The organism is Pedobacter sp. UYEF25, from assembly GCF_054061655.1.
In genome coordinates this window covers 118339-141108 of the sequence record NZ_JBSSEL010000003.1, presented here as the reverse complement: position 1 = coordinate 141108, position 22770 = coordinate 118339, and the positions used below count along the sequence as shown (strand labels likewise).

Sequence of the window (22770 nt, the reverse complement as noted above, 5' to 3'; positions counted from 1 at the left end):
GAAATTCTACTTGAAAATTAGCAAAACCTGATTCTTCTCCACTTTGCTTCCTTCTTGCACTAAAATTTTTTTGATTATTCCATCGACTGGAGACTTCAACACGTTTTCCATCTTCATTGCCTCTAAGATTAACAATCTATCCCCTTTGGCAACCTCATCATTCTCTTTAACTTTTAATGCCAAAACGAGTCCAGGCATCGGCGCTTTCACCTCTGAAACTTTACCGGCAGCTAGATTATCCATCCCTAACTGATGCAATAATTTATCAAATCTGTCCTCAATGTTCAATTGATATGCGTGACCATTAACTTTCAATACATAGCTTTTTTCAGCGCTGTTTACATCAACCAATTCAACCTGATATGACTTATCGGCATAAATAATGCTCCAAAATCCTTCGCCCAAATCACTTACATCAATTTCTAATTCTTTTCCATCTGCAACTATCCGTTTGCCGAAAAACTCAACTTGAAAATCATTCCTATCGTTTACTTTAATTTTGACCATAGCTATTGCGTTAATGCATATTGGACTAAATTTGCGCCCATTTTCAAGGCCTGCGTGCGCGCTTCTTGTGTATCCGTTGGGTAAGTCCCAAAATCTTCCCAGCCATTGCCAAGGTCACATTCGTAAGTATAAAAACAAATAACCCTCCCTTTCCAAGTAAGAGCAAAGCCTTGAGGGCGTTTCCCATCATGTTCGTGGATTTTTGGTAAGCCGTTAGGGAATTTATATTTTTGGTTATAAATTGGATGATTGGCAGGAAGCTCTACAAAATTAAGCTCAGGAAAGACTTTTTTCATCTGAGGCCTCACAAACTTATTCAAGCCATAATTATCGTCTATATGTAAAAAGCCACCGCCAGTTAAATAGGCTCTCAAATTCTTAGCTTCCTGCTCGCTAAAAACAACATTTCCATGTCCCGTCATAAAAACAAAAGGATAGTTAAAAAGCTCTTTGCTTCCCACATCAACAGCACGCTCTTGAGGGTAGAAATTTGTTCTCAAATTGGAATTGCAAAAGGCAATTAAATTCGGCAACGCAGTTCTATCTCCATACCAATCGCCACCGCCGCTATACTTAAGCTTCCCCATTCGATATGTTGGCGTCGTAAAACTAAAACAAAACAGTAATAAGAACACGATAAGAATACAACCAGAGATGGTCTTCTTTAATCTAACCAACAAAAATTTAACAATTGGAAATTTCAACTTCGTCTATCTGTTAAGATAATTAATTTCAAAACATGCGGCTAAAGCAGCAGTTTCGGTCCGCAACCTTGTGTTTCCTAAAGTTACGGCTTTATATCCTTTTTGCAAAGCTAAGTTAATTTCGTCGGCAGTAAAATCGCCTTCAGGCCCCACTAGCACTGTGCAATCTTCGCCGCTAATGATGGTTTGTGACAAATACTGTTTGCTATCTGCGGACAGACAGTGAGCAATGTATTTATTTGCACAGGTATTTGTATTTATAAACGATTCAAAACTTACGGTTTCATTTACTTTGGGAAGGTACGCCTTTAAAGATTGCTTAATCGCGGAGGTAACTACTTTTAAAAGCCTTTCTAGTTTTACCACTTTCCGTTCAGATCGCTGACAGATAATCGGCGTAATTTCATCTATACCCAATTCTGTCGCTTTTTCTAAGAACCATTCTAACCGATCGATATTTTTGGTGGGAGCAACGGCAATGTGCAATCTAAATGGTCTTTTTCCGTATTCGGTTTGCGCTTCAAAAATATGCAAACCAACTTTTTTAGGATCGGCTGACGAAATTTCTGCGGAATAAAACCCTCCCCTACCATCAACTAGATTTACCACATCGCCGACCACCAACCTCAAAACCCGCACACAATGTTTGCTTTCCTCTCCGTTAAGCGTGTAGTTGGGCAGCGAAATGTCTGGCGTATAAAAAATGTGCATGGCTTATCTGCTAATGATCATCCTCTCCATCTTCTTCAGCTTTTACAAGCTCCATTTTTACAGTCTCTATATTCTGTTCTGTTTTCTTTAAAATGGTAAATAGATAACCGTAAGACTCATTACTTTCCCCAACCTCGGGTATTTTGCCGAATACATGAGACACTAAGCCACCAATGGTATCAAAATCTTCGTCTTCCGGTAAGTCATGGGAAAGATGCTCGTTGACATCATATACCGTTGCGAAGGTATTTACAATAAATTCATTTTCACTGACTTGCTCAACAAGCGGCTTTTCCTCATCATATTCGTCTTGAATGTCTCCCACTAATTCCTCTACAATGTCTTCCAAAGTAACCATCCCTGCGGTACCTCCAAATTCATCCAAAACAATGGCAATTTGCATTCTTTTCACCTGTAATTCACCCATCAAATCATTGATTTTCTTGGTTTCCGTAACAAAAAAGGGTTTTCGAATGATATCACTAAGCGTCCAACTTTTATTTCCTGCAGCTACCAAAGGTAAAATATCTTTGGCATGAATAATTCCAACAATTTTATCCATTATTTCATCATATACAGGCAACCTAGAATAACCTTCTTTTATGATAACTTCGATCACCTCTTCTTGTTGAGTGCGAAGCTCTACACCAGAAATTTTAGTGCGCGGAACCATGATGTTCTTTACCACCCGCTCGTTAAAATCGAACACGTTTTTAATCATCTCATGTTCGTTAAAATCCAGCGCACCACTTTCTCTTCCCTGATCTAATAAGTATTGAAGTTCTTCTGTACTATGTAAAGACTCGTGCCCCGCAGATGACTGCATACCTATTAATTTTAAAATTAACGATGCCAGTCCGTTTAACATCCATATAAATGGCTTAAAGATAAAATGAAACGCTTGCAAGGGAAGCGATATAAACATGGTTGTAGCTACCGGGCGTTGTATGGCAATAGATTTAGGCGCAAGCTCGCCAAAAACGATGTGCATTACCGTAATAATTGAAAACGCAATGATGGTAGATGTAGTGGTGATGTAAGCTTCTGCTATGCCTACATTAGCCATAGAATCATGCACAATCTGATGCATAACGTTTTCGCCAATCCAACCTAGCCCAAGGGAGGCAAGTGTTATGCCCAGCTGCGTAGCTGCGAGATAGTTATCCAAATTATGGACGATTAACTTTGCAACTTTACCAACCTGACTGCCGTCTTTGGCCTTAATTTCTATCTGTGAGCCACGTACCTTTACGATCGCAAATTCGGCCGCTACGAAAAAACCATTTAGTAATACTAAAGAAAGAGTCCAAAATAAATCCCAACCCATTAGGCTTTATCTCTAAATAATTGGTTATAAAGTTCTATACTTTCCAATATTACTTTGTGCGCGTACCTCACCCCAAGCAAATGCTCTATGGTTACATTTTTTCCTTCCAATGCTTTATAATCTTGAAAAAAACGTACAATTTCTTTCATTTGATGTGGAGGTAGTTCGTCTAAATCATTAATATAATTTACAGACATATCATGTGCTGCAACTGCAATGATTTTATCGTCTTGTTCGCCACCGTCTACCATATGCATTACGCCAACGACTTTTGCTTCTACCAAGGTGAGCGGATAAACATCTACCGAACACAAAACCAAGATGTCTAGTGGATCTTTGTCATCACAATAAGTTTGGGGGATAAATCCGTAGTTTGCCGGATACATCACGGAAGAAAATAGAACGCGATCTAACTTAATCAATCCCGACTCTTTATCTATTTCGTATTTTGCTTTGGAACCTTTCGGAATTTCTATAATTGCGTTAACTATTTCTGGTACGTTTTCGCCCGGGGATACGGAGTGCCAAGCATGATGATCGTCATTCGCCATTTTTTCTACTTAATATTTATGTCTTCTTTATCAGAGGATTTATCTACTCTGTTTTTTACAAAGGTAATTAATAATGGAATGGTTGTTATTAATATAAATCCAATTATTATATAAAAAAGATAATCCGTAATTTCCTTCTCAAATCTTTTGCCAAGAAAATAACCAAGAACCGTTAACGAAGTGACCCATAAAACAGCGCCTACAATGTTGTATAGCGCGAATTTCCTTTCATCAAGCTTTACAATTCCCGCCACAATTGGTGCGAACGTCCTCACAATTGGCACAAACCTGCCCATAATCAGGGCAAATGCCCCTTGCTTCCTATAGTATTCTTCAGCAGCCTTCAAATAACGTTTTTTAAAGAAAAGACTATCATTACGCTTGTACAATGCCGGCCCGGTTTTTTGTCCGAACCAAAAACCAGTAAAATTACCAGATATGGCTGCAATGATTAGGCCAATTATTAAGGTACCAATATGAACATCTAGTTTACCAGTGGCGACGAACATTCCCGCTAAAAAAAGTAAATAGTCGCCGGGAAGGAAAAACCCGAAGAATAGACCTGTTTCCGCATAAATAATGAACAAAACAACATAGAACCCACCTTCTCTTAAAAGTTTATCCGGAGAGATGATTTGGTGCAGGCTGTTCCAAAATTCTTGCATAATGACTTATTCGTAAAACTACAAATAAATATCAAACAAAGTGGGCGTTAAAATAAGTTTAAGAGTATTGACGGATAAATACCTAAAACGATGGTAATCACTGCAGACAAAACCATCACTAATTTATATTGAGTAGGAATTGTAATGCTAACATCGTCCTCTCCATCTCTAAAATACATGGCAACAATTACTTTGAAGTAGTAATAAAATCCAACAAGTGCATTTAATATTGCAAATCCGACCAGATAGACGTGATAACTCTGCATCACATTTAAAAACATTATGTATTTACCAATAAAACCGGCTGTAAGCGGTATTCCTGCAAGAGATAACAACGCAATTGCCATACAAATCGCGAGCAGAGGATTTCGTTTGCCTAATCCGTTAAAACGCTCATAACTATCGCTTCCTGTGCGTTGCTTTACCAAAATCAATCCCGCAAACGCGATAATGGTTGCAAATGTATAGGCTGCTGCATAAAACAAAATCTTGTTGCTACTGCCCTGATTTAGCTCGATAAGTGCAAAAAGCATATAACCTACATGAGAAATACTGGAGTAAGCTAACATTCTTTTGAAATTGTTTTGGAATAACGCGGTCACATTGCCAATAAACAACGTTAAAAACACAATAACGGTAAGCGGAAGTTCCCAAAAATCGTGTAGTGGTGCAAGTGCAAACAAGAATAACCTTAAAAAAGCAGCAAAACCTGCTGTCTTTACAGCGGTCGCCATAAAGGTAGACACTAAAGATGGAGAACCCTCGTAAATATCAGGCACCCAAAAATGAAACGGTGCAGCCCCAACTTTGAAACACAGTCCTATCAGCATTAGGATAATGCCAGGGTAAAATAATGGAGAAATATTGGTTGGATTATCTAACACATAAGTTTTAATCGCTAATAGATCAAAACTACCGGTAGCCCCGTAAAGGAGCGTTATGCCAAACAGCAAAAAGCCAGTAGAAAAAGCACCCATTAAAAAATATTTTAACGAAGCTTCGTTCGAAGCAAAATCAGACTTTCTAATTCCGGCAAGAATGTACAGACTTACCGACATGATTTCGATGCCGATAAAAAGCATTGCCATGTTTTGAAATGAAACCATCATAACCATTCCTGCGAGAGAAAACAGGATTAATGTAAAATACTCGGCCACGTGTTCTCCTTTACTAGCAAAGTAATTTTGAGAGAGCAGCAGTACAAACAAGGTGCTTATTACGCAAAGCGATGAAAAGGCCAACGCAAAATTATCCATTTTCATCATATCGTAATACACAATATTGGTATCCCACTTAAAGAAAACGAAGCCCAAAGCAGCTAATAAACCAACGATAGCTATTGGCAATAACGCCTTACCTGCTTTAAACAAACCTGCATAAAGCACAATAAAGGCGGTAATACTAATGGTAATAATAATATTCATTGCTCTGTTACTGAATTAATTTTTGGTGTACTTGTTCTAATAAATGCTGGACCGATGCTTCTGTTAAATGTAAAATTGGCTTTGGATAAACACCAATTGCGACTACCAAAATACAGATGGTGTACAGCACTAACTTCTCCGATCCTTTAATGTCCGTCATGCCCAACGTTAAACTGTTGGTTTTACCAAGCATTGATTTTTGATACATTCTAAACATATAGACCGCACTAAAAATCATGGTCAAACCTGCAAAGGCGGCGGCCCAAATGCTGTAATGATAAACGCCTAATAACAATAAAAACTCACCAACGAAACCATTGGTTCCCGGTAGCGCAACAGTTCCTAGTAGAATGATTAGAAACGCAATGGACAACTGTGGTGCCATTTTAGCAATCCCGCCTAGTTCTGCGATGGTGTTTGTTTTTAAACGAGAAAATATAATGTCTATCACAAAGAACAGACCGATAACATTTATACCGTGGCTAAGCATTTGAATCATTGCGCCCTGTAATCCTTCAATACCCTGATTACCAAGACTGAAAGAAGCAAAGATTGCGGCCGCAATTAACCCTACGTGGGCGATCGATGAATAAGCGATAAGTCGTTTCGCATCTCTTTGTGTAAATGCAATAATAGAAGCATACACAATACCAATTATTGAGAGCACCAACGCTAAATCTCCCCATTCTTGCACCCCTTTTGGAGCAATCGGTAATAACCACCTGATCAACCCGTAAATACCCATTTTAAGCATAATTCCGGATAACAACATGGTTCCGGGAGTTGGGGCTGCATTGTAGGTATCTGGCTGCCAAGTATGAAACGGAAATATTGGCATCTTAATCGCAAATGCTAAAAAGAATGCCCAAAATAGCCAACTCTGTTGAGAAGCGTCTAAGTTAAGATTGTAAAACGATTGAATTTCGAAATTATGTGCGGGATTTTGAAGGTATAAAAATATAATGCCCATTAACATAAAAAGAGAACCAGCAATGGTATACACGAAAAACTTCATATTAATGCGGATCCGGTCTTTCCCACCCCAAGCAGCACAAATAAAGTAGATTGGTATTAGTGCAGCTTCCCAACCGATGTAAAACAAAAAGGCATCCATTGCAGTAAAAACCAATAACATGCCACATTGCATAAAAAGAATTAGCGCGTAAAAAGCACCTGGGTTTTTATAGTCGTGCTTTAAACTCGATAGAATAATGATAGGAATAAGTGCATTGGTAAGTAGCACCACCAACATGCTGATGCCATCTATGCCGGCATGAAAATGAATGCCCAACTCATTTATCCACGGCAAATTAACCTCAAACTGAGTGGAAGCATCTGGCACAAAAGAAAAAACTAAATACAGCGTAAGAATTAACGATGCAACAGAAAATGCAACAGCAACAAACTTTGCCTGCTTCCCTGCAAATGAAGTTATCAATGCGCCCAATAAAGGAATAAATAAAATAAGTAAAAGTTGTTCCATCAGTAAAATTTTGAACCCTTTTTATATGTATAAAAATGTATATAACAGCAGTGCGATGATTCCAAAAACCATCATAAATATGTAGAAACCGACGTTTCCTGATTGTAATAACCTCACTCCTTTACTCGTTTCCCTAGTGCTCCACCCAAGTCCGTTCACTATCCCGTCAATAAATTTAGTGTCGATTACCTTATAAAAGAATCTAGAGAGTCCGTCTAAAGGCTTTACGATGATAAAATCGTAAATCTCATCAAGGTAAAATTTATGATAAGATATTTTTGCCACTATTGACCGGTGCGCAACGTCTGCAACTGGTACATGATTTGTTTTAAGGTAACGACTGTAGGCAAAGAAAATAGCGACCAAAGCTGCAAACACAGATATCCCCATTAACAAATATTCTGTTGCCCGATCTAAACCTAGCTCATGTTGTGTAACGTTAGCACCAGTTAGCCAATGTGCCAACCATTCATTTCCTCCAAATATATGTGGAATGTTTATTACACCACCTATAGCTGCCAAAACTGCCAATACAACTAGTGGAATAGTCATAACTGCAGGAGATTCGTGTATGTGCTCCTCTTGATGATGCGTACCCCGATATTTACCGAAAAACGTCAAAAACATCATTCTAAACATGTAAAAAGCCGTTAAGAAAGCTGTAAACACGCCAATAACCCACAGCACTCTGCTGTGTTCATAAGCGTTCGCTAAAATTTCGTCTTTAGAGAAAAATCCAGAAAAAGGTGGAATTCCAGAAATCGCTACGGTGGCAATCATCATGGTGATAAAAGTGATAGGCAATTTCTTTCTTAAACCGCCCATCGACCTCATGTCCTGCTCGTGGTGCATGGCGTGAATTACAGATCCTGCACCTAAAAACAGTAAAGCTTTGAAAAAAGCATGTGTTAATAAATGGAAAAAAGACCCTGTATATGCGCCAACGCCTAGGCCTAAAAACATATAGCCCAATTGAGACACGGTAGAATATGCGAGTACCTTTTTTATATCTGTTTGCGTAAGCGCGATAATTGCTGCAATAAGTGCCGTGGCCGTTCCAATGATGGCGATGATATTTTGAGTAAGTGGAGCTAAATCAAAAAGCACACTGCTACGTGCAATCATGTAAATACCAGCAGTAACCATGGTGGCTGCGTGAATGAGTGCAGAAACCGGAGTCGGGCCAGCCATTGCGTCTGGCAACCAGGTAAATAACGGCAATTGCGCCGATTTTCCGCAGGCGCCAATAAACAATAAAATGGTAATAAGGACGATTGTATTGTTTCCCGGAAGCATGTTTGCTGCCTGTGGAAAAACCTTGGAGAACTCTATACTTCCAAAAAAATTGAACATTAAAAAAACGCCTAATAGGAAGCCTAAATCTCCTATCCTATTCATAATAAATGCTTTCTTGGCTGCAGAGGCAAAACTACCGTTGGTATACCAAAACCCAATTAGTAAATACGAACACAGCCCTACGCCTTCCCACCCAATAAACATAACAATGTAGTTCGAGCCAAGCACAAGCAAAAGCATAAAAAAAACGAAAAGGTTTAGGTAACTGAAAAACTTTCCAAAACCTTCGTCGCTGTGCATGTAGCCGATGGAATATAAATGGATTAAAAATCCCACGCCAGTAATTACGAGGAGCATAATAGCACTCAGCGGATCAACCAAAAAAGACAAAGGGATTGTAAGCTTACCTGCGCTGATCCAGTCAAACAGTAAAACGGTGTGCTGCTTTTCTGTATCGCCGGTTAACCGGAAAAAAATAATAATGCTAATTATAAACGAAGCCAATACAACACCACTGCCTATAAAGCCGATCAGTTGTTTTGATAACGTATTTCTGCCAAGTCCATTAATTAAAAATCCTAGTAGAGGAAGCAACGGAACCCACCAAATTAAATTTTCTATTGTCATTATAAGCAAAATATATTTACCACTTAAGGCGATTCAACACATTAATATCTATAGATTTAGTATTCCTGTAAACCATTACAATAATACTTAACCCAATGGCCACTTCGGCTGCTGCTAAAGCCATAATAAAAAACACAAACACTTGCCCAGATGGATCGTTGTGATAAACAGAAAAAGCAGCAAGTAGTAGATTTACCGCATTTAACATTAACTCCACTGACATAAAAATAACAATGGCATTTCTACGTGTAAGTACGCCCACTACGCCGATGGTAAAAATAATGGCACAAAACCAAATGTAATGGTTAAGTGGCACGCCCTGCATTTGGGTAGTTATGTTTTGCATAGTAAGATTTTACTTAATCTTTTTTTGATAATAAAACTGCGCCAACCATAGCAGACAGCAACAACAATGATGAAAGCTCGAATGGCAATAAAAATTTATGAAAAAGAACATCCCCCAGGTTTTCTACTAAACCCAAGTTTGAAGATTTTAAAGTGAGCGGATTTGTAATGGAAGCGGCCTTAAACGATCCAACGAGCGTAACTACCAAACAGCATCCTGCAATAACCCCCACAATTTTGATCAAAGGAGATTTTGATGGTTCTGTTTCCTTATTAAGATTTAGCAGCATGAGCACAAATAGGAAGAGCACCATGATGGCTCCCATATAAACAATAAAGTTTACGACGGCCAAAAACTGGGCATTTAACAATACGTAATGAACCGTAAATGTAAAAAACGTAATAATTAAATATATAACGCTATGTACGGGATTCTTTGCAAAAATAACCATTAGCGAAAACAATACGCTTAAGGTTGCAACGAAGTAGAATACTTGTGTACCCATTTATCTATCAATTTTATTTGTTTGTTTTCTCATAACACCATTGCGAAGTATGAGGCAATCTTTATTCTATTTTTATCCCTGTCAATCGAAAATTCTAATCTCTATAATAGGGCACACTCTCAGTTATTTTAACATTTCTAATGGAGCCTCAACCAATTTATCCTTTCCGTAAATAAAGTCTTTACGTAGATAATCTGCAGGCACAATTGGTCCATCCAAATAGATTGCTTCCTTTGGACAAGCTTCTTCACACAATCCACAAAAAATACAACGTAACATATTGATTTCATAGGTTGCAGCATATTTTTCTTCCCTATAAAGATGTTTCTCTTCAGGTTTTCGCTCAGCCGCAATCATGGTAATCGCTTCAGCAGGACAAGATAAAGCACAAAGCCCACAAGCAGTGCAACGCTCTTTTCCTTCTTCATCTCGCTTTAGCGAATGCATGCCTCTAAAATTGATCGAAAATTCTCTCTGAACTTCTGGATATCTTATCGTAGCTGGTTTTTTGAACAAATGGCTAAAAGTAATGGCCATGCCCTTGCCAATTGCAGGGAGATATATTTTCTCCATGAAACTTAAAGGCTTTTGTTCTAATACTTTTTTGTTTTTTGTTAATGCTTCCATATAACTTCCGCCCTAAATGGGTTTTTTAATAAATAGGTATTGTCATTCTCAACTCTCCTATTGAGTCGGCAATTTTAAAATTTCTCTATAAATGCGATGACTATACTTGTTATAACAATATTAGCGATAGCCAAAGGTATCAAAACCCGCCACCCTAAATTCATCAATTGATCATAGCGGAAACGTGGAATCGTCCACCTAATCCACATGAATAAAAAGATGAAGAAAAATATTTTCGCAAATAAAACCGCTGTTCCAATAAGCGGCGCAGCTACTGTTCCTAAATGTGCTGCAACCCAATCCATGCCCGGATAGTTATAGCCTCCCCAATACAATGTTGCCATAACTGCTGAGGAAACAAACATGTTGATGTACTCAGAAAATAGGTAAAAACCAAGTTTCATGGAAGAATATTCTGTATGATAACCACCGATAAGCTCGGTTTCGCATTCCGGTAAATCGAATGGTGCACGATTGGTTTCGGCAAATGAACAGATCATAAAGATTAAAAAACCCAACGGCTGATAAAGCACATTCCAGTTCCACCCGTGCTGTTGGTCTACAATTTCTTTTAAACTAAGGGTATTTGTCATCAACAGCAAAGCGATAATAGATAAACCCATTGCAATTTCATAACTGATGTTTTGTGAGGCTGCACGAATGGCACTTAACAAAGAATATTTATTGTTTGATGCCCAGCCACCAATCATCACACCGTAAACACCAAGAGATACTACGCCAAAAATATATAACACACCAACGTTAATGTCGCTAACTTGAAGAGGGATGGTTCTGCCGTTTACAATCATTGGACTTCCCCAAGGAATTACCGCACTTGCAATACACGCGGTAAGCATTGCCAGGCCGGGACCAACCATAAAAAGCCATTTGTTTGCAGAGGTAGGAATGATTTCCTCTTTCATAAACATTTTCATTCCGTCTGCCAACGGCTGAAGTATCCCAAACGGTCCTGCGCGATCTGGACCTAACCTATCTTGTAAAAAAGCAGCAACTTTCCGTTCTGCATACGTAGAATACATCGCAATGACCAAGCTGATGCCAAAAACCACGGCAACCAATATAAATTTCTCAACAATGAAACCGCTTTCCATTAATATTTTACTTTTTTATGTAACTCGATCTCATTTGCAGCTTGCAACATCGGGTTGATTTTAATTACCGGCAAAGGTATCAAAGTTTCGTAATGGTTCGAAGAAATTACGGAAGTATCATCAATATGGGTTGGATTTTCTATCACCCAATCTGAAGTACTTTTCTTCTCGAACCTACATTCGTTGCAAATAAAAGATTCTACCTCGCCAAACTCATCCTTTCGAGCAGTAACTCTAAGCACATCTTCACCACGGTACCAGAGCGTTACTTCCCCTTTACAGTTTGCGTGCGAACAATCTCTATGCGCCTGTACAGGTTTCGTGAACCAAACTCTATTTTTAAATCTAAATGTTTTATCAGTTAAGGCACCAACTGGACAAACATCAATTACGTTTCCAGAAAAATCATTTTCTATAACGTTAGTGATGTATGTAGATATTTCTGAATGATCGCCTCGGTTTAAAATTCCATGCACGCGGTTATCTGTAAGTTGATTAGCGACATAGACACAGCGATAGCAAAGAATGCAGCGATTCATATGTAGTTGCACCTTATCTCCAATATCTATGCGTTCGAAAGTTCTACGCTCAAATTCATAGCGAGTTTTCTGCAAACCATGTTCATAACTTAAATTTTGTAAGTCGCATTCCCCAGCTTGATCGCAAATTGGGCAATCTAAAGGATGGTTGATCAATAGAATTTCGACCACACCAGCCCTAGCCGATAAAACTTCAGGAGAAGTAATGTTTTGCACTTCCATCCCATCCATTACCGTAGTTCGACATGATGCAACTAGTTTTGGCATAGGCCGAGGATCTTTCTCCGAGCCTTTACTAACTTTGACTATACAGGTACGGCATTTCCCGCCACTACCTTCTAATTTAGAATAATAACACATGGCAGGAGGCACAATATCGCCACCAATTTGCCTTGCAGCATTTAAAATAGTGGTTCCGTTATCTACCTCTACTGTTATTCCGTCTATAGTAACTTTTACTTTATCACTCATTATTGAAAATCAGACATTCTTCATTTTAAGCTTCAACTTCTTTAGCCTTTTCAATCGGCACTGCATAATTTGCCAACCCATAATTTTGGGTTTGGCTTTTGATCGGCTCATTTATATACCACTCAAATTCATCTCTAAAATGACGTATTGCACTGGCCACAGGCCAGGCAGCGGCATCCCCAAGCGGACAAATGGTATTTCCTTCTATATTTTTAGCAACATTTACCAATAAATCTATGTCGCTCATATTGCCATGACCGTTTACTATGCGATGCAATACCTTTTCCATCCACCCAGTGCCTTCTCTGCAAGGAGAACATTGCCCGCAACTTTCGTGGCTGTAAAACCTAGCAAAGTTCCAAGTGTTCCGTACGATAGATTGATCTTCGTCAAAAGCAATAAAACCTCCAGAACCAAGCATGGTTCCCGTTGCAAAACCACCTTCAGACAAAGATTCATAGCTCATTAATCTTGGCTCGCCATTGGCAAGTCTCAACGTTAAATTAGCAGGTAAAATAGGAACGGAAGAACCGCCAGCAACCGTAGCTTTTAACCTTTTCCCATTTGCTATGCCACCGCAATATTCATCAGAATATATAAATTCTTCTACAGGTAATCCAAGTTCTATTTCGTAGACACCCGGTTTTGCAACATTTCCACCCGCAGAAATTAATTTTGTACCAGTACTTCTGCCAATTCCAATTTTAGCGTATTCTTCTGCGCCGTCATTGATAATTGGAACCACAGCAGCAATGGACTCTACATTGTTTACCACTGTCGGGCAGCCATACAACCCGGCAATTGCAGGAAAAGGTGGTTTTATCCGCGGATTACCTCTCTTACCCTCCAAAGATTCAAGCAATGCAGTTTCTTCTCCACAAATATAGGCACCACCGCCAGGTTGAACATAGAGTTCTAAATCGTAACCAGTACCTAAAATATTTTTACCTAAAAAACCTGCGGCCCTCGCTTCGGCAATTGCTTTTTCCAAAATACGAATTTGGGGCATCATTTCGCCACGAACATAAATGAAAGAGGTTTTTGCTCCAAGGGCAAAGCTACCAACAATCATACCTTCAATAAGCGCGTGCGGAATATGTGTCATCAAATACCGGTCTTTAAAAGTACCGGGTTCAGATTCATCTGCATTGCATACCAGATATCGAGCAACACCCTCTGGTTTGGCCAAAAAACTCCATTTCATACCTGTTGGAAATCCAGCCCCACCTCGCCCTCGAAGACCTGATTTTTTAACTTCTTCTACAATATCTTCTGGAGACATTGTCTTTAAAGCTTTTTCCACGGCTCGATAACCTCCTTTTTGGCGATAGACGTCAAAAGTATTAATGCCAGCTACGTTAATGTGTTCAAGTAATAATTTGCGGCTCATTTATTTTTAGATGTGCGATGTGAGATGTGAGATATTGGACAAATTGCCCATTCTCCTATCCCATATCTAGTTTCTCGAATCTTATTTATTCTTTAAATCTTCAATCAATTTATCTACACTATCTGGTGTAAGGTTTTCATAAAAAGTATAATCCGGACTAATTTGCAGCACTGGTCCGTAACCGCAGGCGGCCAAACATTCTACGCCTCTAAAACTAAAAAGGCCGTCTTCTGTAACTTCTCCCTCTTTGACACCAAGTTTTTGCTCTAAATGAGCCAATATTTTCTCTGCACCAACCAAACAACATGGTCCGGTTCTACAAACCTCCATGGCATATTTGCCTTGAGGCTTTAGAAAATACATGCTGTAAAAAGTCGCTACTTCGTACACCTCAATTGGCGAAATTTCCAAATACTCGGCAATTTTATCCATCGCCGGAGTACTTATCCAAAGATACTGCTCCTGCACCAAGTGCAACATGGGCAACAATGCAGATTTCTCTTTGCCGACTGGGTAACGCCCTTTTATTTCGTCGAACTTAGAGACCATCGCTGATGAAAACTCTACAGGTGCATGTTCTTCTACTTTAAGCATCTAATTCTCCCGCAATAACATTCATACTACTTAAGTTAATAATCGCGTCAGAAAGCAACATTCCTTCGCTCATCTTGGCAAACATCTGATAATTGACGAAGCTCGGTCTGCGAAAATGAAGTCTGTAAGGAGTACGACCACCATCATTAATCAGATAAAAGCCAACCTCACCATTTCCTCCTTCAACCGCATGGTAAATTTCTGCCTTTGGCGCGTCAATTTCTCCCATCACAATTTTAAAATGATAAATAAGCGCCTCCATATTGTTATAAACCTCTTGTTTGGGTGGCAAATAAAAATCAGGTACTTCGGCATGGAAAATACCTTTAGGCTCTCCTTTAATTTTCTCCAACGCTTGTTCAATCAAACGTAAGCTTTGCCACATTTCTTCGTTCCGCACAAGATACCGATCATAAATATCACCTTTTGTACCGACAGGCACTTCAAAATCAAAATCTTGATAGGAAGAATAAGGATCACCTACCCTAACATCGTAATCAACACCTGTTGCCCTAAGCAAAGGGCCGGTCCAGCCGTAATTTAATGCTGTTTCTTGAGTTACTTCTGCAACCCCGGCAGTTCTATCTATAAAAATCCTGTTTCGATTTAATAAATTTTCAAACTCCTTCAGCGCTACAGGAAATTCTTTCAAAAATTTATTGATCTTGGCAAACGCTACTTCGTTAAAATCCCTTTCTAACCCACCAATTCTTCCAATATTGGTGGTAAGTCTTGCACCGCAAATCTCCTCGTAAATTTCGTAAATGTGTTCCCGAAATTGAAACAGATATAAAAAGGTAGTTGTTGCGCCAGTATCTTGTCCAATTATGGTATTGCAGATAATGTGATCTGAAATCCGAGAAAGCTCCATAATGATTACCCGAAGATAATCTACACGCTTTGGCATTTCAATATCCAATAATTTTTCTACCGTCATGTGCCAACCCATATTGTTTATAGGCGACGAACAATAGTTCATCCGATCCGTAAGCGGTGTAATTTGGTAAAACGGACGGTGTTCTGCAATCTTCTCGAATGCACGATGGATGTATCCAATTGTAGAGACAGCACTAACGATGCGCTCGCCATCCATTTGCAACACATTCTGGAAAACACCATGCGTTGCCGGGTGAGTTGGCCCAAGATTAAGCGTTACGAGCTCGCTCTGTGGATCGTTATCGGTATATACTGGATGATTGTGGTCCATAGCCTCTAAAACTCTAAAAGGAGAATTTTTTATTTATTAATGATTTACTCTTATACGTTATACAAATTCTTCAGAAGAATAATAAAATTTATCTTCCAAAAAATTCGTCTTTTTTATCTACTCTGTTCGGATCTTCTAACGGATATTGCTTTAGCATTGGATGCACGCCTAAATCATCCATATTCAATATTCTCCGCAAATCTGGATGACCGTCAAACTTAACTCCGAAAAAATCAAAAGTTTCGCGCTCCATCCAATTGGCAGATCGCCACAAAACCGTGGCAGTGGGAATTGATGGATGGCTTTCATTCAAAAACACTTTTACTCTTATCCTCATTCGCTCCACCATGTTGTGTAAATGATAAACAACAGCTACACCTTCTTTCTTTCCGGGATAATGAACTGCTGTAATATCTGTTAAGAAGCTAAACTGAAGATCTTCTTTTAAAAATTTCAATACTTCAGTAATGTCTTCTTTCGATGTAGAAAAAGTCAATAAACCATAAGGTTCTGACACTGCCGTTAGTCTATCGCCAAAATTTATTAGCAACTTTTCTATTAAGCGTTGATTTACGGTTATCTCTTCCATTACTTAATTCCGTATTGGCCTAAAAGGTTTTTGTAGTAATCGGAATTTCTACGCCTGCCCGATTCATTTCTTACTAAATCCTGTATGCGTTGGAACCCGTCTAAAATTGCCTCAGGTCTTGGAGGACAACCGGGTACATAAACATCAACGGGAATAACTTCATCTATGCCTTGCAATACCGAATACGAATCGAAAATGCCTCCGCTACTTGCACAAGCACCAACCGCCATTACCCATCTAGGCTCAGCCATTTGAATGTAAACTTGTTTTAACACTGGTCCCATTTTTTTTGCTATGGTACCCATAACCATAAGTACATCGGCTTGGCGCGGAGAGAAACTTAATCGTTCTGCACCAAATCTCCCTAAATCGTAATGCGAACCCATGGTGGCCATAAATTCGATGCCACAGCAAGAGGTTGCAAAAGGAAGCGGCCACAGGGAATTAGAGCGGGCCAAGCCTATTACTTTGTCCATAGAAGTTGCAAAAAAACCAGCGCCTTCTATGCCCGGAGGCGCATCTACCAAATTAATTTCACTCATGCTTATAAATAAAAAGTGCCCAACTGAATACAGTTAAAGCACAAATTTACGACATTTAAAAACGAATATACAAAGCTTGCCTGATTTAGAAGCAATCTAAATAATTAGCTAAATTGGAAATTACACTTTCCAACCGGCAGTTAACTATCTAGTTCCAATCCAATACTTTCTTCTTTAAAACATAGATAAAACCGAGCAATAATGTACCCATAAAGATAAACATCTCTATTAATCCGTCCATTTTTAAAGCCCTAAAATTTACAGCCCAAGGATACATAAAAATAACTTCGATATCGAAAAGCACAAATAGAATGGCAACAACGAAATACTTTATAGAAAAAGGCTGGCGAGCATTACCCACAACCTTTACACCTGCTTCAAAAGTCTCTAACTTATCGCTGGTCTTTCTGCTCGGACCTAAAAAATGAGTAGCAAAAAGCGTTACCACTACAAAACCCATGGCAACAATGATTTGGAAAAGAATGGGAAGAAAATCTATCGGGGTACTTTGGACGGTTTGCATTTGTTCTAAATTTACTGCGAAATTAAAAGAAAAAGGCAGGATTACAAAATCCTGCCTTGATGTTATGTGGTTTTACTTTTTACCTTTTGGTGTCGCCTGCAATTCTTTAAGCTTGTTAGGAGCAAAAGATCCTTGTGCAGTAGGATCTAAAGCAGCACTTTTCTGCAGGTTTTCAATCGCCCTTGGCTTATCTCTACTGGCCAAATAAGCACCGATATAGTTATAAGCCTCTGTCAAATTAGCTTTACTTTTCTCTTGATCTTCCGGCTTTATCATCGAAATGTACTTTTCGTAATAATCGATGGCCAATCCTTTCAAATCATTTGGCTGTCTTGTTTGATCTATATAATCATTAATCCTTGCCTGAGTAAAATAACCCAAAGCCAAAGTTGAATCAAGTTTTACGAGATGAGTCAATGCAGAATCAGCACCAACAAGCATCTTTTCATCAAAAGGTCTCTTATTTGCTTTGTCATTATAACCTACTCGAAAAGCCGCGTATCCCATATAATAATAATTATATAGAGAACCTTTGCCATTCGGATTGTATTTAGCTGCCAAACTATAAGCATTATAAGCTTCCTTAAATTTACTAGCTTTTAAAAGCGCTGATGCCACATCAACGATAGCTGCAGAATTAGTAGAATCTTTTTCTATTGCCTTTGTTAAGTTTGCCATGCCTGCAGTAGTGTCTTTTCCATTTTTTATCAAAGCCTGACCTAAATAAAGGTAATCATTCGCCAATAGTTTGGTAGTGTCTTTTTCTTTGTTAAAAAAATCTTGCATATAAGTTAATGCATTTGGATAGTCGCCATTCTCATAAGCAGACCAACCTTTCAGTCGGGTGATGATTAAAGACTTTGGATCATTTGCGGGTACATTTATGTCGGACGCTACTTTTTGCAGTTCTTTATAATCTTTTGCGTAGGCAAGAAACTGCATAAATCTTATTTTCGATTGAGCAGATTCGTCTGTAAGACTCATGTACTTTTTGTAATTCTGAATCGCCTTGGCAGATTTTGTAGAATCAGCACCAAAATTACTCCATTGTAAATAAAGTTCGGCAAGCTCTCGATAAGCTGGACCGTAGTTTGCGTCTGCTGCAATTACATCTTCTAATTGCTTTTCTGACTCGGGAAAAGCACGGGATTCTTTGTACATCCGACCAATTTGGGTCTTAGACCTCATGTTTGCAGCATCTATATCATTTACCCTGAAATACGGCCCCAAAGCCTCAGAATTATTTTTTTGTAAAGCATAAGCATCACCTTTGGCTAAAAATATATCTGCGCTTTGATCTTTCTTATCTATCTCATCAGCCTTGGTAATGTTGGCCAACGCAGCTGTGTAATCTGGCTTAGAGGCCACATCCAAAGGTTTGTCTTGAGCCAAATAAGCTTTACCAATTTCTAAATAAGTTTCAAAATGTTTCGAATCAATATCAACAGCCTTATCAAAATTGGTTTTTGCCGACGTTGGATTTCCCGCCAACATATCTGCTTCTCCCAACCCAATAAAATTTAAGTTATTTTTTGGATCTTGTGCAATCCCCTTATTAAACACCGCCCTTGCCGAATCTGGTGAGCCTGTTTTTAGATATAAAATACCTAAGCTGTAATAATTGCTCCCTTCAGAAGGTTTGGAACTTACAAGTGATTTTAAGATCCCAAATGCCTTCTGGTACTGTTCTGCATCGATTGCTTTTTTCGCATCTTTCAAATCTTGAGCAAAAACTGCAGAACACATCACCATTAACCCCAGGTTAAAAGCTATCGCCTTCTTTGTAATTTTCATAGTTGTAATTTAATTTAATCTGTTCTAGTTACGATTAGTGAAAAATTTAGATGTGTCCAAATTTACTAATTTTTTAAATTTACTTTTTAGTATTTCAAAAATAACGCAATTGATAACATGGTTCGCCGCTATTTTTGAAAATTTAATACCCTCGGCATCATTTTATGAGGAGCCAAATTTGATTTTAATACAATAAGCTGTCCTCGTTGGCTACGCAGCCATATAGCAAAACCTGTGCCCAAACCATCCCTACCCTCACAATCAATTATATTTACGTTTCTCAACAATGGATAGATGCCATTAATCAAATTATCTTGGGTTGGCTTATAAAATTTATCATCACCAGAAGCGCCCTTCACATTTTTCACCCCAACAAACTTAACTTTCGATATGGCATCGGCCATCTTCAAATTATTTTCTGAAAGCCAGTTTACGCCAAGAATTCCTATGAAATCCTTTTCTTTAGAAACAAAATCTATAACTTGATCACTATTTTCTTTAGTAAATACACCAGACGCTGGAAACTGTCTGACTTTCGCCAAATTTTTCAAATATTGAAAAGTACTCGAATATGCATTATCGAATACGAATTTTTTAACGGAAGATTTCCCCTGTAAAGCGTCGATAATTTCTTTAACGGTTATAGTGCTATCTGTATTGTCTTTATTTGTAATAAGAGCTATTCCATCTACCGCAAAGCGAGATGAATTTATTCTAATGTTACGCTGTTGATAATATTTTTCTTCCTCTTTGGTTAACAACCTAGGCAATACAATTACTCTAATGGTATCGTTTAAAAACGTTGGCAACAGCTTTTCCTCAGGCTTAACCACCGGGACGATGTGCGCATTGGGATAATCCAACGAAAAAATATCTATTTGTTGTTGAACAATTGGTGCCACACTTTCATCTACCAATATCTTCATTGTACCGCTTGTCCGTGTTTCTTCGACGGATATGGCCTCTTTTTTTTTACTTTGACAAGCAACAAAAAAAATCAAACAACACAAATAAAAAACTAGTTTAATCTTCATCTACTGATTTTTCTTATTTAAGCTCCACATTCTTAAGAAGCCGTACAAAATAAAGAAAATGCCTATTGGTACCCGATAACCCTGAAGGTTCCCTAGGTTTAGTGCCTGCCAAAATATAAACATAAAGCCTATCACCACAAAAAACAAAAACATGAGAAGACTTAAAATAAGCAAAAATCGCTGAATGGGCGATTTTTGCTTAAACGTATCAAAATTGAACATACACTTACTGAAGGTTGAAATTAACTGCGATGTTATATTTAACCCTCACCGGAACACCATTTTGAATACCTGGATTCCATCTTGGGCTGGCCTTTAACACACGTACAGCCTCTTCATTCGTACCACTTCCCGGTCCCCTTACCACTTGTATATCTGTAAGCTTACCGTCTTTCTCTACTACGAAAGTTAAGAAAACCTTACCCTGCACATTGTTTTCTTGAGCCATAGGAGGATAACGAATGGATTTACCTAAGTAGTCGTAGAATTTTGGCAAACCACCTGGAAACTCGGGTTGTTTTTCTATACTAACGAAATCATAAACCTTATTGTCATCTACTGCAACAGCAGCTTCTCTCTTCGGACCGTTACCAACAGGTTCTGCGATTACAATATCTGCTGTTGGATCACCTTTAATGTCTCTTTGACCAGGGTCAGCAACCTTAAGCTTTTCTACTGTTGGTGGCTCCTCCTTAACCTCTATATCGGGCTTAACAATTGGAGGCGGCATCTTTACCTGATCTACCTTCGGCGGCGGTGGTTCTACCGGCGGCGGTGGGGGTGTTTTTGGATCCAAGGGTTTTGGAGGCATCAAAATAACCTCTTGAGCCTTTAACTGCTCGTCTTGCTTATCGGCATTGCCTTTAATCAAACTGTATATTTTTGGAGAGAAAAACAATAGTATAAATAACACTGAGCCAATAATAAGTGCCCTTGTGGTATTTGCCGGACTATTCTTACGCAATTGGTAAGCACCGTACACTTTATTTTTATCTGCAAAAACAACTTCGAGCCATTCTTTTCTGTAAATATCTAACTTTGACATGATTACTGATTTAATGGTTTATAATATACCCTGACTGATCATCGCTTGTTTCTCTGCAGGCAAGATATTAACATCATCAATCTGTCTTACCTTAACTTTAAGTATTTCCAACTCGTCCATAATGTCTACAAAATTTTTGAATGTAGCTCCAGAGGTTGGCTTTACCAATACAACAAAATCCCCAGGAACTCCAGATGCATCAGCAGTTTTCCTATTATCTATAATAGATTTGTCAAGCTGCGATAGACTCTCGATGTTTGGCGCACTGTCTCCAGCAACTCCCATGTACCAAGCTACCTTATCTTTTTTTCCTAACAGGATAGTCATGGTTTTTGAAGCCTTCAATTCCAATCTGTTCTCTGGTTGTTTGTCGTTCTTATCTGGCTTAACAATATCCATCGCCTGCGGGGTAGAAATAGAGGTGGTTAAAATAAAGAAAGTAACCAGCAAAAACATCAAATCTACCATTGGGGTCATATCAACCCTTGGTGCGGATTTTTTTCCGCCCGTATTTAATTCTGCCATTTTTTACTTCTTTTTAGCCTCTGCGTTTGTAACCAGCAAAAACTTGTTAACTCCTTGATCTTGTAAAATATCAATAACTTTTTTAATAACTGGGTAGCCCTCTTGGCTGTCGCCTTTAATGCTTACTTTCATATCTTCGTTATTGATTTCCTTCGTAGCTCGACGGGCGCTCAATATCCAATTCTTCAACTGGTTGTCTACCGAATCAAGTGGAATTCCATGCTGCACTCCCTTTTTCATTCTGTCGCCTCCGTCCATCGCAATAAATTGTTTGATGTTTGACATCGGCACTCCAAAACTAGAGATTACGGAAAATCGCTGAAGCTCTTGAGGTGTAAAGGTAATTTTGTATATCTCACCCATATTCTGCAGTGCCTTTTCTCTTACCTTATTTCCCGCAACTTCAAAGAAAACCTCCCCCTGTCCAATGGTTAAAATGGCGTTGTTTTCTGGTGGTACTTTTGTTTCATACGTAGATGAAGGTGTTTGTACTGCCAATGGTTCTGGTTGCCTTGCCGTTGCTGTTAAGATAAAGAAGGTAAGTAACAGCGCAGCAACGTCGCACATGGCGGTCATGTCTGTTACCGTACTAGTTCTTTTAACTTTAATTCTAGGCATAATTTAATTGATTT

25 protein-coding genes are annotated in these 22770 nt (G+C 38.7%); all 25 read right to left on the bottom strand.

From position 1 onward, the window contains the following. Positions 1-6 precede the first annotated feature (6 nt). Positions 7-507 (bottom strand): biotin/lipoyl-containing protein, encoded by a 501-nt coding sequence (locus tag ACVWYG_RS04560; protein ID WP_457268966.1) that lies wholly within the window; start codon positions 505-507, stop codon positions 7-9. 2 nt (positions 508-509) lie between these two features. Continuing rightward, positions 510-1094 carry a DUF4159 domain-containing protein gene (locus ACVWYG_RS04555; RefSeq protein WP_457268965.1) on the bottom strand — a complete coding sequence of 195 codons (585 nt, stop codon included), beginning with the start codon at positions 1092-1094 and terminating at the stop codon, positions 510-512. A 123-nt stretch (positions 1095-1217) separates the two neighbouring features. Further along, on the bottom strand, positions 1218-1922 hold the full coding sequence (locus ACVWYG_RS04550; protein WP_457268964.1) for a 16S rRNA (uracil(1498)-N(3))-methyltransferase: 705 nt from the start codon (positions 1920-1922) through the stop codon (positions 1218-1220). A 10-nt stretch (positions 1923-1932) separates the two neighbouring features. Further along, positions 1933-3249 (bottom strand): hemolysin family protein, encoded by a 1317-nt coding sequence (locus tag ACVWYG_RS04545; RefSeq protein WP_457268963.1) that lies wholly within the window; start codon positions 3247-3249, stop codon positions 1933-1935. After that, on the bottom strand, positions 3249-3800 hold the full coding sequence (locus tag ACVWYG_RS04540) for an inorganic diphosphatase (protein ID WP_457268962.1): 552 nt from the start codon (positions 3798-3800) through the stop codon (positions 3249-3251). The genes ACVWYG_RS04545 and ACVWYG_RS04540 overlap by 1 nt, the downstream gene beginning before the upstream one ends. A 5-nt stretch (positions 3801-3805) precedes the next feature. Beyond that, the gene (locus ACVWYG_RS04535; protein WP_457268961.1) at positions 3806-4465 is read right to left on the bottom strand and encodes a DedA family protein; all 660 of its coding nucleotides are present in this window, start codon (positions 4463-4465) and stop codon (positions 3806-3808) included. A 47-nt stretch (positions 4466-4512) separates the two neighbouring features. Next, entirely contained in the window at positions 4513-5889 is a 1377-nt protein-coding gene (locus ACVWYG_RS04530) for an NADH-quinone oxidoreductase subunit N (RefSeq protein WP_457268960.1), read from the bottom strand. A gap of 7 nt (positions 5890-5896) precedes the next feature. After that, positions 5897-7372: a complex I subunit 4 family protein gene (locus ACVWYG_RS04525; RefSeq protein WP_457268959.1), complete on the bottom strand. Its 1476-nt coding sequence runs from the start codon at positions 7370-7372 to the stop codon at positions 5897-5899. Between the two features lie 21 nt (positions 7373-7393). After that, the gene (nuoL, locus tag ACVWYG_RS04520) at positions 7394-9295 is read right to left on the bottom strand and encodes an NADH-quinone oxidoreductase subunit L (RefSeq protein ID WP_457268958.1); all 1902 of its coding nucleotides are present in this window, start codon (positions 9293-9295) and stop codon (positions 7394-7396) included. 16 nt (positions 9296-9311) lie between these two features. Continuing rightward, a complete protein-coding gene (gene nuoK / locus ACVWYG_RS04515) occupies positions 9312-9641 on the bottom strand; it encodes an NADH-quinone oxidoreductase subunit NuoK (protein WP_457268957.1) in 330 nt (109 codons plus the stop codon). 13 nt (positions 9642-9654) lie between these two features. Continuing rightward, complete coding sequence (locus ACVWYG_RS04510) at positions 9655-10146, bottom strand: NADH-quinone oxidoreductase subunit J family protein (protein ID WP_457268956.1); 492 nt, start codon at positions 10144-10146, stop codon at positions 9655-9657. A 123-nt stretch (positions 10147-10269) separates the two neighbouring features. Further along, positions 10270-10773 (bottom strand): NuoI/complex I 23 kDa subunit family protein, encoded by a 504-nt coding sequence (locus tag ACVWYG_RS04505; protein ID WP_457268955.1) that lies wholly within the window; start codon positions 10771-10773, stop codon positions 10270-10272. A gap of 74 nt (positions 10774-10847) precedes the next feature. Continuing rightward, positions 10848-11885 (bottom strand): NADH-quinone oxidoreductase subunit NuoH, encoded by a 1038-nt coding sequence (gene nuoH, locus ACVWYG_RS04500; RefSeq protein WP_457268954.1) that lies wholly within the window; start codon positions 11883-11885, stop codon positions 10848-10850. Next, on the bottom strand, positions 11885-12895 hold the full coding sequence (locus ACVWYG_RS04495; protein WP_457268953.1) for a 2Fe-2S iron-sulfur cluster-binding protein: 1011 nt from the start codon (positions 12893-12895) through the stop codon (positions 11885-11887). Before ACVWYG_RS04495 ends, nuoH begins: the two co-directional genes overlap by 1 nt. Before the next feature lie 25 nt (positions 12896-12920). Beyond that, positions 12921-14285 (bottom strand): NADH-quinone oxidoreductase subunit NuoF, encoded by a 1365-nt coding sequence (gene nuoF, locus ACVWYG_RS04490; RefSeq protein WP_457268952.1) that lies wholly within the window; start codon positions 14283-14285, stop codon positions 12921-12923. 81 nt (positions 14286-14366) lie between these two features. Further along, positions 14367-14879, bottom strand: coding sequence for an NADH-quinone oxidoreductase subunit NuoE family protein (locus tag ACVWYG_RS04485; RefSeq protein WP_457268951.1), 513 nt, complete (start codon positions 14877-14879; stop codon positions 14367-14369). Further along, positions 14872-16086, bottom strand: a complete 1215-nt coding sequence (locus tag ACVWYG_RS04480; protein WP_457268950.1) for an NADH-quinone oxidoreductase subunit D — start codon at positions 16084-16086, stop codon at positions 14872-14874. The genes ACVWYG_RS04485 and ACVWYG_RS04480 overlap by 8 nt, the downstream gene beginning before the upstream one ends. A gap of 88 nt (positions 16087-16174) precedes the next feature. Then, positions 16175-16675, bottom strand: coding sequence for an NADH-quinone oxidoreductase subunit C (locus ACVWYG_RS04475; protein WP_457268949.1), 501 nt, complete (start codon positions 16673-16675; stop codon positions 16175-16177). Next, complete coding sequence (locus tag ACVWYG_RS04470) at positions 16675-17217, bottom strand: NADH-quinone oxidoreductase subunit B (RefSeq protein WP_457268948.1); 543 nt, start codon at positions 17215-17217, stop codon at positions 16675-16677. Before ACVWYG_RS04470 ends, ACVWYG_RS04475 begins: the two co-directional genes overlap by 1 nt. A gap of 148 nt (positions 17218-17365) precedes the next feature. Beyond that, positions 17366-17740: an NADH-quinone oxidoreductase subunit A gene (locus ACVWYG_RS04465; RefSeq protein ID WP_457268947.1), complete on the bottom strand. Its 375-nt coding sequence runs from the start codon at positions 17738-17740 to the stop codon at positions 17366-17368. 72 nt (positions 17741-17812) lie between these two features. Then, positions 17813-19534, bottom strand: a complete 1722-nt coding sequence (locus ACVWYG_RS04460; RefSeq protein WP_457268945.1) for a tetratricopeptide repeat protein — start codon at positions 19532-19534, stop codon at positions 17813-17815. A gap of 128 nt (positions 19535-19662) precedes the next feature. Continuing rightward, positions 19663-20568, bottom strand: coding sequence for a substrate-binding domain-containing protein (locus ACVWYG_RS04455; protein WP_457268944.1), 906 nt, complete (start codon positions 20566-20568; stop codon positions 19663-19665). Positions 20569-20794: 226 nt separating this feature from the next. Next, positions 20795-21613 carry an energy transducer TonB gene (locus ACVWYG_RS04450; protein ID WP_457268943.1) on the bottom strand — a complete coding sequence of 273 codons (819 nt, stop codon included), beginning with the start codon at positions 21611-21613 and terminating at the stop codon, positions 20795-20797. An 18-nt stretch (positions 21614-21631) separates the two neighbouring features. Continuing rightward, positions 21632-22138, bottom strand: a complete 507-nt coding sequence (locus ACVWYG_RS04445) for an ExbD/TolR family protein (protein WP_457268942.1) — start codon at positions 22136-22138, stop codon at positions 21632-21634. 3 nt (positions 22139-22141) lie between these two features. Further along, positions 22142-22756, bottom strand: coding sequence for an ExbD/TolR family protein (locus ACVWYG_RS04440; protein ID WP_457268941.1), 615 nt, complete (start codon positions 22754-22756; stop codon positions 22142-22144). Positions 22757-22770 lie beyond the last annotated feature (14 nt).